The sequence below is a fragment of the Mesorhizobium sp. 113-3-3 genome (assembly GCF_016756495.1).
Taxonomy (GTDB): domain Bacteria; phylum Pseudomonadota; class Alphaproteobacteria; order Rhizobiales; family Rhizobiaceae; genus Mesorhizobium.
The window spans coordinates 4,971,819-4,985,027 of record NZ_AP023243.1; the positions used below are offsets into that span (position 1 = coordinate 4,971,819).

The 13,209-nt window shown below is 63.9% G+C and carries 12 protein-coding genes and 1 pseudogene; 6 read left to right on the forward strand and 7 right to left on the reverse strand.

Annotated elements, in window-relative coordinates; translation table 11 throughout:
- The first annotated feature begins 7 nt into the window (after positions 1 to 7).
- Positions 8 to 874 carry an SMP-30/gluconolactonase/LRE family protein gene (locus JG746_RS24540; protein ID WP_202355072.1) on the forward strand — a complete coding sequence of 289 codons (867 nt, stop codon included), beginning with the start codon at positions 8 to 10 and terminating at the stop codon, positions 872 to 874.
- 72 nt (positions 875 to 946) lie between these two features.
- Here JG746_RS24540 and JG746_RS24545 read toward each other — a convergent pair whose 3' ends face one another.
- The 4 genes from JG746_RS24545 to JG746_RS24560 all read right to left on the reverse strand — a co-directional run bounded on the left by JG746_RS24545 (position 947) and on the right by JG746_RS24560 (position 4,638).
- Entirely contained in the window at positions 947 to 1,294 is a 348-nt protein-coding gene (locus JG746_RS24545) for an antibiotic biosynthesis monooxygenase (protein ID WP_202355073.1), read from the reverse strand.
- Positions 1,295 to 1,381: 87 nt separating this feature from the next.
- Entirely contained in the window at positions 1,382 to 3,265 is a 1,884-nt protein-coding gene (locus tag JG746_RS24550) for an ABCB family ABC transporter ATP-binding protein/permease (protein ID WP_202355074.1), read from the reverse strand.
- A 25-nt stretch (positions 3,266 to 3,290) separates the two neighbouring features.
- On the reverse strand, positions 3,291 to 3,638 hold the full coding sequence (locus JG746_RS24555; protein WP_202355075.1) for an ArsR/SmtB family transcription factor: 348 nt from the start codon (positions 3,636 to 3,638) through the stop codon (positions 3,291 to 3,293).
- 85 nt (positions 3,639 to 3,723) lie between these two features.
- Entirely contained in the window at positions 3,724 to 4,638 is a 915-nt protein-coding gene (locus JG746_RS24560) for a LysR family transcriptional regulator (RefSeq protein WP_202355076.1), read from the reverse strand.
- Between the two features lie 93 nt (positions 4,639 to 4,731).
- Between JG746_RS24560 and JG746_RS24565 the strand changes: the two genes are divergently transcribed.
- Positions 4,732 to 5,529 carry an NAD(P)H-dependent oxidoreductase gene (locus JG746_RS24565; RefSeq protein WP_202355077.1) on the forward strand — a complete coding sequence of 266 codons (798 nt, stop codon included), beginning with the start codon at positions 4,732 to 4,734 and terminating at the stop codon, positions 5,527 to 5,529.
- A gap of 13 nt (positions 5,530 to 5,542) precedes the next feature.
- Here the strand turns inward: JG746_RS24565 and JG746_RS24570 are convergent, their stop codons facing one another.
- A complete protein-coding gene (locus JG746_RS24570; protein WP_202355078.1) occupies positions 5,543 to 7,093 on the reverse strand; it encodes a LysM peptidoglycan-binding domain-containing protein in 1,551 nt (516 codons plus the stop codon).
- Between the two features lie 115 nt (positions 7,094 to 7,208).
- Here JG746_RS24570 and JG746_RS24575 point away from each other — a divergent pair, with 115 nt between their 5' ends.
- Positions 7,209 to 7,820 carry an LOG family protein gene (locus tag JG746_RS24575; RefSeq protein ID WP_202355079.1) on the forward strand — a complete coding sequence of 204 codons (612 nt, stop codon included), beginning with the start codon at positions 7,209 to 7,211 and terminating at the stop codon, positions 7,818 to 7,820.
- An 85-nt stretch (positions 7,821 to 7,905) separates the two neighbouring features.
- Here JG746_RS24575 and JG746_RS24580 read toward each other — a convergent pair whose 3' ends face one another.
- Together JG746_RS24580 and JG746_RS37845 are read right to left on the reverse strand one after the other, a co-directional pair.
- On the reverse strand, positions 7,906 to 8,733 hold the full coding sequence (locus JG746_RS24580) for a LysR family substrate-binding domain-containing protein (protein WP_446721074.1): 828 nt from the start codon (positions 8,731 to 8,733) through the stop codon (positions 7,906 to 7,908).
- Positions 8,711 to 8,785 (reverse strand): annotated as a pseudogene (locus tag JG746_RS37845) (LysR family transcriptional regulator); the annotation flags it as partial. The pseudogene JG746_RS37845 and the gene JG746_RS24580, both read right to left, overlap by 23 nt.
- Before the next feature lie 108 nt (positions 8,786 to 8,893).
- Between JG746_RS37845 and JG746_RS24585 the strand changes: the two are divergent.
- From JG746_RS24585 to JG746_RS24595, 3 genes are all read left to right on the forward strand, one after another.
- A complete protein-coding gene (locus JG746_RS24585) occupies positions 8,894 to 9,184 on the forward strand; it encodes a muconolactone Delta-isomerase family protein (RefSeq protein WP_202355080.1) in 291 nt (96 codons plus the stop codon).
- Between the two features lie 145 nt (positions 9,185 to 9,329).
- Entirely contained in the window at positions 9,330 to 10,418 is a 1,089-nt protein-coding gene (locus JG746_RS24590; RefSeq protein WP_202355081.1) for a glycosyltransferase, read from the forward strand.
- A 57-nt stretch (positions 10,419 to 10,475) separates the two neighbouring features.
- Positions 10,476 to 13,181 (forward strand): class I SAM-dependent methyltransferase, encoded by a 2,706-nt coding sequence (locus JG746_RS24595; RefSeq protein WP_202355082.1) that lies wholly within the window; start codon positions 10,476 to 10,478, stop codon positions 13,179 to 13,181.
- Positions 13,182 to 13,209: the final 28 nt, after the last annotated feature.

Consider the following 13,209-nt stretch of genomic DNA (forward strand, 5'->3'; position numbering starts at 1 on the left):
CCCGATCATGCAGACATCATCCGGCACCAAAGCTCGTCTCGTCACGGAAGGCCTCGCCTTCGGGGAATCGCCGCGCTGGCATGACGGACGCCTTTGGCTCTGCAACTGGGGCACCGGCGAGATCATCGCGGTCGATGCCGATGGCAACCGTGAAATCATGCTCAAAGTGCCGGCCGTCCTGCCCTACTGCATCGACTGGCTGCCGGATGGACGTCTGCTTGCCGTCTCAGGCCGTGAAGGCCTGCTGTTGCGGCAGGAAGCCGATGGCAGGCTCGTCACCCATGCCGATCTGCGCGGCCTGTCGAAGAGCCCGTGGAACGAGATCGTCGTCGACGGGCGGGGCAACATCTATGTCAATGGCGGTGGGCCGGCGCCGGCTGCCGGTGCGTATTTCGGCCCGGGCACCATCGTGCTGATCACACCGGACGGCGCGGTACGGCAAGTGGCCGACAACATTGCCTTTGCCAATGGCATGGCGGTGACCCCGGACAACAGGGCGCTGATCCTTGCCGAATCCCACGCCAACCAGCTGACCGCCTTCGATATCGCCGCCGACGGCAGCCTGTCCAACCGACGCGTCTGGGCCAAACTCGATGGCTACCCCGACGGCATCTGCCTCGATGCCGAAGGCGCGATATGGTATGCGGATGTTCCCAACAAGCACTGCGTGCGCGTGCGCGAAGGCGGCGAGGTGCTGCAGACTGTCACCGCCGATCGCGGCTGCTTTGCCTGCATGCTGGGCGGCGCGGACAGGCAAACGCTGTTCATCGTCGCCGCCGAGTGGCGCGGCTTCGAGCACATGGTCAGCGATATCAGAACCGGCCAGGTGCTCGGCGTCGAAACGCCTGCACCTGGCGTCGGCTGGCCCCGTTAAAGCGCGCCGCGTCGGCGCGCTTTTGTCCATGTCGTCATCCCAAAACCGCTACCCGCCTTTGGGCGACGTGCATCAAGCCTCGGGAATCCGCTGATAGTTGGCGATGTCGGCGCGGACGCCCAGGCGCGCGATCGTTTCCTGCGGGTTGAAGGCGACGCGCTCATGCGCGGCCTTGACGATCGGCACGACCTTGTCGACGGCAGCCTGGCTCTCCCATTCGACGATCGTCACCAGGTTGAATTCGCCCGGCCCTGAAAATTGCTCGAGCAGGAAATCCTGTACGAAGCCCTGCTGCTGGCGCAGCAATTCATGAGTCGTCCTGACCTTGACGAGGATCTCCTCGCGGGCGGCGGCCGGGACGACGAACTTGTCCACCCTGAACACGCTGCCGCCGTCAACAGTCTGATTTATGTCGTTCATTTCGATTGTTCCGTTCCTGGATAATGGTGTTTTCGGGCTCCAGGAACGGCGTACAATCTCAACTTAAGTTGAGGTCAAGCAGAAAAATCAATTTACCTCCGACGTCCGCCGGCGAACGATGACGCCAAGCTCGTCGCCCTCGCGGGCTAGGCGCAGGCGCTCCTCGGCTTCGGTCGCCTCGCGCTGGCGATCCCACATTGAGGCATAGAGGCCGTGCTTGCGCATCAGTTCGACATGGGTGCCGCGTTCGGCGATCTGACCGTCCTTCAGCACAATGATCTCATCGGCGGAAATCACCGTCGACAGACGGTGGGCAATCACGATGGTGGTGCGCCCCTTGCTGACCAGATCGAGCGCGGCCTGGATCTCCTGCTCGGTGTGACTGTCCAGCGCCGAGGTGGCTTCGTCGAGCATCAGGATCGGCGGCGCCTTCAGGATGGTGCGGGCAATCGCCACGCGCTGCTTCTCGCCGCCCGAGAGCTTCAGCCCGCGCTCGCCCACCATCGATTTGTAGCCGTCGGGCAACTTTTCGATGAACGGCCCGATCTGGGCGAGTTCGGCGGCCTTGCGGACTTCCTCCTCGCTCGCGCCGACGCGACCGTAGCGGATGTTGTAGGCGATGGTGTCGTTGAACAGCACAGTGTCCTGCGGCACCATGCCGAGAGCCGCGCGCAAACTGTCCTGGGTGACATCCCGGATGTCCTGGCCGTCGATCAGCACCTGGCCGGCCTGCACGTCGTAGAAGCGGAACAGCAGCCGCGAAATGGTCGACTTGCCGGCGCCCGACGGCCCGACAATGGCGACCGTCTTACCGGCCGGCACCTCGAAGGAAACACCCTTCAGGATCTTGCGGTTCGGATCATAGGAGAAATGCACGTCGCGGAACTCGACCTTGCCAGCGCCGACGGTAAGCGGCCTGGCGTCGGGCTTGTCGACGATCTCCTGCGGCACGTCGAGCAGGTCGAACATGTGTTCGATGTCGGTGAGGCCCTGGCGGATTTCACGGTAAATGAAGCCGATGAAGTTGAGCGGCACGGAAAGCTGCACCAGCATGGCGTTGATGAAGACGAAATCGCCGACGGTCTGGGTGTGGGCCTGCACCTCCAGCGCCGACATGCACATGACGACGACCGTGCCGAGGCCGAAGATGACGCCTTGGCCAAAATTCAGCCAGCCGAGCGAGGTCCAGGTCTTGGTGGCGGCGACCTCGTAGCGGGCCATCGAGCGGTCGAAGCGCTCGGCCTCCATGCGCTCATTGGTGAAGTATTTGACCGTCTCGAAATTGAGCAGCGAGTCGATCGCCTTGGTGTTGGCGTCGGTGTCGCTGTCGTTCATGTCGCGGCGGATCGAGATGCGCCAGTCGCTCGCCTTGACCGTGAACCAGACGTAGAGCCAGACGGTGATCGCCACCACGGCCACATATTTCCAGCCATAGGTGAAACCGAATATGCCGGCGGTCAGCGCGAATTCGAGAATGGTCGGCGCGGTGTTGAGCATGATGAAGCGCACGATCGTCTCGATGCCCTTGGTGCCGCGCTCGATGATGCGCGAAAGGCCGCCGGTGCGGCGCTCCAGATGAAAGCGCAGCGACAGCTGGTGCATGTGAACGAAGGTGCGGAACGCAAGCTGGCGCACCGCATGCTGGCCGACGCGGGCGAACAGCGCATCGCGCAGCTGATTGAAACCGAGCTGGACGAGCCTGAGCACATTGTAGGCGATGACCAGCATGACAGGAGCAAGCAGGAAAGACGGCAGCGGCGGCGGCGTTTTTGAGCCACCCGCCAATGCATCGGTTGCCCATTTAAAGAAATAGGGACCGGTAACCAGCGTCAGCTTGGCAACGACCAGCAGCAGTGTCGCCCAGGTGACTCGCGCTCTGAGATCGGCACGGTCGGCTGGCCACATATAGGGCCAGAGGTTGCGCAATGTGGTGAGGGTTGAGGTGTCGGCGGAGACGGTTTTTTCGGCCACTTTTCTTGCCTTTTGGGTGAGAGGGTCAGCGGCCGGAGCAGCAGGAATTGACGAGGGCGTTCAGCGATGCCGATACATCGGCAAGGGCTGCGCGATCAACGGCATAGCGGGAGCGCTGGCGGTCGGGCTCGAAGCGGACCAGACCGGCCTCGACCAGTATTTTCAGATGCTGCGAGACGGTCGACTGCGCCAGATCGAAACGGTCGACGACCTCGCGGCAACAACAGGATTTGCTGGCCGAGAGGTGCTTCAGTATCTCGATGCGGGCGGGATGCGACAACGCGGCAAATCGCGCCGCGACATCACGACTGTCGGGGATACAGTTGGGTAGAGCGCCGGTCGCGCGGTCTGGTTCGAGGGTGGATTCTGTCATCGTTCATCGGCGATAGACGATGGACGGCACCGCCGCAAGCTACTCTTCCGGGCAGATCGGACGGCGGCTCGTGCTCAGGGAGCGATCACTCGATCCCTGGAATAGCGGCAATCTGTTCCGCCAGAAACTCGACCAGCAGACGGACCCTTGCGACGCCCGCACGCTCTGGGACGATCAACATGTTCAGCGGAACGGACGGCAGCGCATAATCCTCCAGGATCGTCTCGAGCAAGCCCGCCGCCAGAAGATCGTCCACCAGCCATCGATGCGCCGGCGCGATCCCGCGGGCGGCGACCATGGCCTGCCGCGCGGCAAGCCCATGATCGATACGCAGCCGCCCCGCGAAAGGCACCGTATGGCGTTCGCCGCTGGGCCCCTGCAAAGCAAGCGTTTCGCTGCCCGCCACGTTCGACATGCGGATGCCCTCATGCCGAGACAGATCGGAGGGGACGGCTGGTCGTCCCCGCGCCGCAAGATAATCCGGAGAGGCCACGAGGAGGCGCCGCGACTGGCCGAGGGCCCGCAGCTTCAACGAGCTGTCCGTGAGCGGCCCCAGCCGAAGCGCGATATCCACGCCCTCGCGGACGAGGTCCACCCGCTCATCCGTGAGGCTGAGGTCGACCCCAATGTCGGGATGACGGTCCTGGAAAGCGAAGATCAGCCGGCTGACGTGCAAGACACCGAAAGCCGCCGTGCAGCTTATCCGGATCGTGCCGGCGGGCGCGGCGCGCGTGCCCCGGGCCTCGTCGCTGGCCTGTTCGACGAGACGCAGGATCTGGACGCTGTTGGCATAATAGCGGCTGCCTTCGGCGGTCATCGTGACACGCCGGGTCGTCCGGCTGAGCAAGGGCACGCCGACCGCCTCCTCGAGCTCGCGCAGGTGCCGCGTGATCGTCGACTGCCCGACACCAAACTCCCGCGCGACCGCCGACAGGCTGCCCCGCTCGGCCACGCGAATGAAGGTGCGCATGCGCTCGAATGTAATGTCTGACTTATCCATTATTCGGCATAATATTATGCATTACCTGCACATAGTGGATTGACCAGCCATTGGCTACCTTCCCGTCAGCTTCCTCAATATTGGATCTGCCCCATGAAAGTCCTGCTTGTCTTCGCCCATCCTGAATCACGCTCGCTGAGCGGCGCTCTTCGCGACGTCGCCATAAGGGAACTCGAGGCTCAAGGGCATGAGGTGCGCGTATCGGACCTCTACGCCGATGGCTGGAAGTCCGAGGTCGATCGCGCCGACTTCCCATCACTGGAACCCGATGCGCGGCTCATCCCGGTCGCGGCTTCCAAGAAAGGGTTCGAGGCCAACACGCTGACCGCAGATGTCAAGGCCGAGATCGAGAAGCTGCTGTGGGCCGACACCTTGATCCTGCAATTCCCGCTCTGGTGGTTCGCTATGCCGGCGATCCTCAAGGGCTGGGTCGACCGTGTGTTCGCCTACGGGTTCGCCTATGGCGTTGGAGAGCATAGCGATCGGCGCTGGGGCGATCGCTATGGCGAGGGGACCCTGGTTGGGAAACGCGCGATGCTGATCGTCACCGCTGGGGGCTGGGAAGAGCACTATACGCCGCGCGGGATCAACGGGCCTATCGACGACCTGCTGTTCCCGATCAATCACGGGATCCTCTACTACCCCGGATACGACGTGCTTCCGCCGTTCGTGGTCTACAAGGTCGATCGTCTCGACGAGACCGGCTTCGAGCCCGTGGCTGCACAACTACGTGACAGGATGCGGACATTGGCGACGACGCCGCCCATCCCATACCGTCGGCAAAATGGCGGAGACTATCTCATCCCGAGCATGAATCTCCGCCCTGAACTCGGCGATCCCGGTGCAAACGGTTTCGCGCTTCACTCCAACCAGGCAGGCGACGCCAGTTGATCGATGTCGGCTTCTACTTCGTCTTGGCCGGCGCCGTCGTCGCCTGTTCGCCCATTGCCTTGAGGTCGGCGGCTTCGCCTTCCTTGGACTTTTGCGGGACCTTGAACACCTGGCCGGGCCAGATGCGGTCGGGATCCCTGATCTGGTCCTGGTTGGCGAGGTAGATGGTGGAATAGCGCACGCCATGACCGTAGACGCGTCGCGAAATCCGCCACAGCGTGTCATTGCGACGGATGATGACGGCGCCGTCGGCATGTTCGAGCTTGGGCGCCACGACCTCCGGCACGTCGCCTGGCGGCGTGGCCGCGGCGACGACGGCAGGAGCCTCGGTGGCGGGTGCGGCCGGCGTCGCCGGTGCCGTCCCGGCGGGTGCGGCGGCAACGGCCGGCGCCGGTGCGGCAGGGGCAGGTGCCGGAGCGACAGGCGCTTCGGCGGCCGCCGGTGCGGCCGGCTTGGTTTCTGCCGGCTTGGTCCCGCCGGGCGCCACGGCGGCGACCGCTTCGCCCGGCTCGCGCTCGAACGGCACGGCGGCGCGGGCCACAACCTTCACGCCGTCGGCATCGAGACCGTCGACACGGATGGTGTAGCTGCCGACGGGAATGTCGCGCTTCGCTTCGACGAGGAAATGACCGTCCGGCGATGTCTGCGCGTCACCGAGCAGGATGTCATTGGCATAGGCGCGCACCTTGCGACCCGGATCGGCGAGGCCGGCGACGAAGATCTTGTTGCCGTCGATCTCGACCGCCTCGACGACGATTTTTGGCTCGGCCACGACTGCGGCGGGCGGTGTTGCCGGCGCGGCGGGAGCCGGAGCAGCCTCGACGACGGCCGGGGCCGGTGCGGCGGGCGCCGGAGCTGCGGGCACTTCAGCCGCCGGAGCAGCCGGAGCGGCGGCCTGATCGCCGGTGGCAGGTGCCGCCGGTTTGGTCTCGGGCGCGGGCACCGTCAGCAGTTCGGCCGGCTTGCCCGGCTCCTCGACCATGGCCAGTACCTGGCCGGCGGCATTCTTGGGAACCGAAACTACGGCGGTCTGCACCGAGACGGTCACCACCGTGCCGACCGCCGAACGCAGGGCAATTGTGTAGTCGCCAGGCTTCAGCGGATCGTCGAGCACGATGACGAAAGCGCCATCGGGGCCAGCCACAGTCGAGCCAAGCACGGTCGAGCCGTTCAGGATCTCGACCTTTGAATTGGGCGTGGCATTTCCGGCAATGACGATCGAACCATTGCCCTCTACGCGCACGACATCGAAAGTCGGCGCGATCGGGCCGGCCGCCGCGGGTGCGGCCGGTGCAGGCGCTGCCGGAGCCTCTGTCGCGGGCGCGGCTGGAGCAGTCGCCTGCGGCGCAGCGGCGGGAGCAGCCGGTACCGCTGGCGCCGGCAGTCGCCCTTCCGTGCCGGGGTCGGCCGGTTTCGGCGCCTCGGGCGGCGTCAAGGCCGCGACCTTCGCCGGCGGCGTTGGATGAAGATACGGGTCGAGTGCGCCCGATATATAGGCGGTCCCCGCGGCCGCAACGGTCCCACCCGCCGCGAACAGGAACGCCTTCAATGGATTAATTGCCATATTTCCCTACCCCTTAGCCACCTAACGCCGGTCTAGCGTGTTTTGCCAAAGCCGACAAGAAAAAGCCCACCCCGGGGCTTGACCACGCTTTCAGACCCAATCACCAATCATCCGTATGAACACGATTCGATCCGTCTGCGTCTATTGCGGCTCGTCTCCGGGCCGTAATGAAATCTATGCGAAGGCCGGGCACCTGCTCGGACGCTCGATTGCCAGAGCGGGCCTGCGGCTGGTCTATGGCGGCGGCACCAAAGGCATTATGGGCGCCGTCGCCGAAGGCGCGCTCAAAGCTGGCGGCAAGGTGACGGGCATCATTCCCCGCTTCCTGATCAACAGGGAAGCAACCGAAACCGCGCTCGACCGGCTCGATGAGTTGCTGATCACCGACAACATGCACGAGCGCAAGCACAAGATGTTCGAGAAATCCGACGCCTTTGTGGCGCTGCCCGGCGGCATCGGCACCGTCGAGGAAATCGTCGAGATCATGACCTGGGCACAACTCGGCCATCACCGCAAGCCGATCGTCTTCGGCAATATCAACGGATTCTGGGATCCGATGACGGCGTTGCTTGATCACATGACGGCAGAGGGCTTCATCCATACCGCGCAACGGGTCAAGCCGCTGGTCGTCAACGACCCGGAGGCCATCGTCGCCGCCATTATGGTGGCGGGCTCCTCCGTCGACGCCCCGACCGAGGGCGTGCAGTCGGTGATCGACAAGATGTAAGGGAATAAGACAGTAGGGCAGTAAGGCGGTAGCGAAAGACAGCACCTACTGCCCTACTGCCCTACTGCCCTACTGCCCTACTGCCCTACTGCCCTACTGCCTTCCGCAAATCCCCAATCACCGCACGCTTGTCCTGCCGGCGCCAGGCGAGATAGATCGCCACGCTGCGCTTGAACCAAGGAAGGTCGCGGAAGACTACACCCGGCGGCGCGGCGCTTCGCAGGCTTTCCTGCACCGTTGCCAGGCCCAGCCCCGCGCTGACGAGGCCAAGCGAGGTCAAGGGATCGGCTGTCTCATAGGCGATGTCGGGCACGAAGCCGGCCTCGATGCAGGCGGCCAGGAACTGGCCGCGGTTGGTGTCGGCGGGCTGGCGCACCACGGTGATCCAGGTGCGTCCGTCGAGATGATGCGGGCTGATGTCGGCGACAGCCGTGAGCGCATCACCCTCGGGTATCGCCAGCACCAACGGCTCGCGGCGGACCAGCACCGAGGCAATTTCGGGATAGTCGGCCGGCGGCGGCGAATAGACCAGGCCGAGGTCGAGCGTGCGCTGACGCAGCCCTTCCAGCTGCGCGGCGGAGCGCAGGCTCATCAGGCTGAGATGCAATTGCGGCCGCTCTCGGCGGAATTGCCTGAGCATGCCGGCGACCAGCCCGGCATGCACCGCGCCCTCGACATAGCCGATGGCGAGACGGCCGACCGCGCCGCTGGCGAGGTTGCGGCCGAATTCCTCCACGCGTTGCGCATTGGCGAGCAGCGCGCGGGCTTCGGTGAGGAAGGCGCGGCCCTCGGCGTTGAGATGAACCCGCTGCTTTGCCCTCTCGAACAGGGCAAAGTTGCTCCTCGAGTTGCATGATCTGTCGGCTGAGCGGCGACTGCGAAATATGCAGGATTTCGGCGGCACGGGCGACATTGCCGGTTTCGGCGACGGTGATGAAGTAGCGGAGCTGGCGCAGGTCGAACATTTTTATCCCAGGCTTTGCGTCCCTAAGGGTCTCAACTTTAGCCTAATCAGTCTTGGACAGTCTGACCAGCGACGGGGATAGTCGGCCATCCAACCAAAGGAGACCGACATGCAATTCTTTGCCCTTCTCGCCCGCAACACCGCGAAGTTCGGCGACGCCGACTTTGCGCCGCTTCTGCCCGGCGAGGCCGAACAGCGCCGCACCCTTTACGCCGAAGGCGCGGTGCGCCAGGTCTGGAACCGTGGCGACATCCCCGGCAGCGGCATGATGTTCGAGGCGGTCGACGACGCCGAAGTGCGCGGCCATCTCGCCACCTTGCCGCTGGTCAAGGCCGGTATGATGGACATCGCCGCCATCGTGCCGCTAAACCCCTACCCCGGATTTGGGCCGAAGCGCTGAACCGCATCGGACGGCGTGGCCGGCGGCGCTCTGGGCCGGCCGCCGGTCGAGCGGCGGTTCGGGGCCTTGGGGACGCTCCGGCGATTTCCATTTGCGACGAGTTTCCTGATTGGTTATCGGGGAGATGGGCAAAGGGGAGTTGACGGTGGCGGACAGAAGAGGCGGCGATGCGGAGCGCGTTCCACGCGCATCCGTCGTCATGACCGTCTATACGGACCAGCGCTTTCTCAATGCCGCGGTCAACAGCATCCTGACCCAGGAATTCGACGATCTCGAGCTCATCATCGTTGATGACGGGACCGGCGAGGACGCGGTCTTCCAGGCGCTGGCGCGTCGCGATCGGCGCATCCGGCTGGTCATCAATCCGACCAATCTCGGCACCGCCGCTGCCGCAAACCGGGGGATCGAGGCGGCCCGGGGCGAGATCATCCTGCGCCTTGACGCGGACGATATCGCCGAGCCCGCGCATGTCGGGCGACTGGTCGCGGCGCTGGACGAGAACAGCGAACTTGGCCTCGTCGGACACGCGGTGACGCTGATCGACGAGACCGACCGCGTCGTCGGTGCGCAGCACATGCCGGAGACGGATCTGGAGATCCGGTGGACGATCCTCTTCCACAACCCCTTCTATCATTCCACGATTGCCTACCGCCGCGGCTGCTTCGAGGCCGCCGGGCGCTACAGGATCGATGAGCTGGTCTCGCAGGACCATTATCTCTGGTTCGACATGCTGCCTTTGTGCCGGGCGCGAAATCTTGCCGAGCCGTTGACGCGCTACCGACTGAACACACTCGGGCTGACCGCGACAAATGCAACGAATGCCCGCAATCGCACGCATCCGATCCGCCAGGCATCATGGGCACGCCTCGGCCTGACCTATGACCTTTATGACGACGCTTTGGCCCAGGACCTGACCCGATTTATCCGCGGGCACGTCATCGCCGTCGACCGACGCGCTGTCGCCTACGGCAAGTTGCTTGGCGTGCTCAAGGCCTTTCTCGCAGCGTCACGGCCCTTCGCGCGCACGGAGGATGCGGTTGCGGCAAGGCAGCTGGCCCATGGTATTGTCGCGCGCATGCTCGCCAACCCGCCGGCAGGTCCCAAGGAGATGCTGCTGATCTGCCGTCTGTGCTGGCCGCTCGACTGGCGCGGCGTAACCGGTGCGGTGACAAGATGGCTGGCGATTGAGCTCAAGGCGTGGTTGTCCAAACTCAACCGGTCCCGGACCAATTGACGAGGAGCAGGATCCTGAAAACCGAAGGCGCCGTCCCTGCCGCAAAGAGTGAGAATCATGGATCCTGACTATTCCGCGTGGTTTGCCGGCAAGAGCCTTTCGACCGATTGGACTTCGCGCTTCTTTTCCCTCTGGGCTACACTGTTCCAGCCGCGACGCGACGAAGCCCTCGACATTCTGGAAATCGGCTCCTGGGAAGGCCGGTCGGCGATCTTCTTTCTCAACTATTTCAGCAAATGCCGGCTGACGTGCATCGATACGTTCGCCGGCAGTCCCGAACATGCCCTGCGCTACAAATGGAGCGCCCAGCTTGCACATGTCGAGCAGCGCTTCGACAGCAATCTCGCCACGTTCGGCAAACGGTTCGAGAAGATCAAAAGTCCCTCGTCCCAGGCGTTGGCCCGCCTGATCACCGACGAGCGGCGTTTCGACCTCGTCTATGTCGACGGCAGCCATCACAGTGGCGACGTCCAGTCGGATGCCGTGTTCTCCTGGCCGATGGTGCGGGACGGCGTGATCGTCATTTTCGACGACTACGAATGGACGTTCTTTGCCGACGAAGTCGCGCGTCCAAAACTCGGTATCGACAGTTTCCTCTCGGTGCATGCCGGCCAGTACCGCGAGCTGTACCGAGGAGAGCAAATCATCATCCAGAAGATCGGCGTCGCCAGAAGTGAGCGCCCGGCAATTCCTCCTCGACCACCTTCTGTCCCGCGCGAGGAACCCGTCAACAGACCCCAGGCTGAAAGCGAAGTCGAGTTTGTGCTCGTTGCCGAAGCGGGCATTCTCGAAGCACAGGCCCTGCTGCTTTGCGAGAGCATCAGGTGTTTCGCCGGCTCTTATTCACGGTCCCAGATAACGGCGGTTTCGCCCAGAAGCAGCCATCGTCCCTCGCCGTCGACGATAGACCGGTTCGAGCAGTTGGGCGTGGAGTATCTGGCCATCGAGATCGACAGCTGCTGTCCGCAATATGGTCCATCGTACCGGATACATTCCCTGGCTCATGCCGAAAAACGGCCCGGGCCGCCGGTCATCATCCAGCTTGACAGCGATGCGGTCTTCATCGCCGAGCCCGATTTTTCGTTGGGCACATGTTCCGCCGCCGCCCGCCCGGTGGACAGCAAGGGAATGTGCACGACAGGCCCTGATGATCCATTCGATCCGTACTGGAGGCAGCTATGCGCCCTAGCCGGTGTCGACTACGAGCACCTGCCCATCGTGCGCACGAGCGACAACGGCCTGGCTGTGCGTGCCAGCTACAATGGCGGGCTCATCGCCGCCAGAAGGGCGAGCGGCCTCTTCCAGCGCACCGAGGATATCTTCAGGAAGCTGGTTTCCGCCAATATGAAGCCATGGGCCGGCGCGGAACCGACCTACAACACCGGGACCGGCATTCTGCAGGGAGAGGCCACCGCCTTCTGGGGCACGAGCCAGGCTGCCTTCTCGCTGGCGGCCGTTGCCGGCAACCACTCCGTGCGGCTTTTGCCGGCAACCCATAATTTTCCGCTTCACAACTTCAACCCGGCCACGGCGCCAGACCCGGCCCGGCTGGCTCATATTCATTACCATGGACTGTTTAGCGAGGATTCAGCCACCCCGAACCCGATCCTGGACGGAACTTTGGCGCTGCCTGCGGGAATAAGCGACTGGCTCGAAGCGCGGTTGCCGTTGCGCGACAGCCCGCCGCCTGTAACGCCGATACCGGGCCGCGAGCACCATTCCCGCAGAAAAGCGATCCTCGTGCTTGGAATGCACCGTAGCGGGACCTCGATGCTTGCCGGCACACTGGCCGCATTGGGGTCGGCCCATCCCAAAAAGCCACTGCGCGCCGACGACAACAATCCCAAGGGGTACTGGGAAAGCACCCCGCTCAATTTCGCCAACGATGAGTTGCTCGCGGGGGCCGCCTCTTCGTGGCATGACTGGCGGCCACTCGATCCGCAATGGCTGCAATCGCCGGCGGCGGAGCGGCACCGCCACAAGATCAAGGCGATCCTTGCAAGCGAGTTCGGCGACGAACCGCTGTTTTTCATCAAGGATCCCCGGATCTGCCGGTTCGTTCCATTCCTGTCGTCGATCCTTGCCGAGATGGCGGTCGACCCGGTAGCACTGCTTCCGCTGCGCAATCCCCTCGAGGTCGCCTACTCGCTGCAACGGCGGGATGGATTGCCGCTGGCGAAATCGCTTTTGCTCTGGCTCAGGCACGTGCTCGAGGCGGAATTTCATTCGCGACACATGCCGCGTTGTTTCATTCGCCACGAACGTTTCCTGATCGACTGGCGACATCATGTCGAGCGCGCGGCAGAGAAGACCGGCATTGCCTGGCCGACACGCTCCGACGCGGCGGAAACCGAGATAGAACTTTTCCTGACAGCGGACCTGCATCGCGAACGGGCAACGGCCGGGGACTTGCAGAGCCATCCGGATGTGACACCGCTGATCCGCACCGCCTACGACATTCTATGCGCCATGGCGGACGACGGCGACAGCCAGAAATTGCGCTCCGAGCTGGACCTGATGCGGGCAAGATTCGATGACGCATGCACTGTCGCGGGCGCCGCGGCGGCCGCCGAAGCCGAACATTTGCGCGGCGAGCGCGATGCAATCAGCGGCGCCTACCACGAGCTCGACCTCGAACGAAACGCATTGGTGCATGATCGGGACAATCTCATTGCCGAACGCACGGCGCTGCTGGCGTCGTCCAGCTGGCGATTGACAGCCCCGTTGCGGTGGCTGCAGCGCCCGTTCATGCGCCGAAAATGACGTCAACTGCGCTTCGAGGCCTCCCCCT

Excerpts from the sequence above, each read along its gene's own strand:
- JG746_RS24565 (WP_202355077.1), top strand. The coding sequence starts at position 4,732 with ATGAAAGTCCTGCTTGTCTTCGCCCATCCTGAATCACGCTCGCTGAGC.
- JG746_RS24540 (WP_202355072.1), top strand. The coding sequence starts at position 8 with ATGCAGACATCATCCGGCACCAAAGCTCGTCTCGTCACGGAAGGCCTC.
- JG746_RS24585 (WP_202355080.1), top strand. The coding sequence starts at position 8,894 with ATGCAATTCTTTGCCCTTCTCGCCCGCAACACCGCGAAGTTCGGCGAC.
- JG746_RS24595 (WP_202355082.1), top strand. The coding sequence starts at position 10,476 with ATGGATCCTGACTATTCCGCGTGGTTTGCCGGCAAGAGCCTTTCGACC.
- JG746_RS24580 (WP_446721074.1), bottom strand. The coding sequence starts at position 8,733 with ATGTCGCCCGTGCCGCCGAAATCCTGCATATTTCGCAGTCGCCGCTCA.
- JG746_RS24555 (WP_202355075.1), bottom strand. The coding sequence starts at position 3,638 with ATGACAGAATCCACCCTCGAACCAGACCGCGCGACCGGCGCTCTACCC.
- JG746_RS24575 (WP_202355079.1), top strand. The coding sequence starts at position 7,209 with ATGAACACGATTCGATCCGTCTGCGTCTATTGCGGCTCGTCTCCGGGC.
- JG746_RS24545 (WP_202355073.1), bottom strand. The coding sequence starts at position 1,294 with ATGAACGACATAAATCAGACTGTTGACGGCGGCAGCGTGTTCAGGGTG.
- JG746_RS24570 (WP_202355078.1), bottom strand. The coding sequence starts at position 7,093 with ATGGCAATTAATCCATTGAAGGCGTTCCTGTTCGCGGCGGGTGGGACC.
- JG746_RS24560 (WP_202355076.1), bottom strand. The coding sequence starts at position 4,638 with ATGGATAAGTCAGACATTACATTCGAGCGCATGCGCACCTTCATTCGC.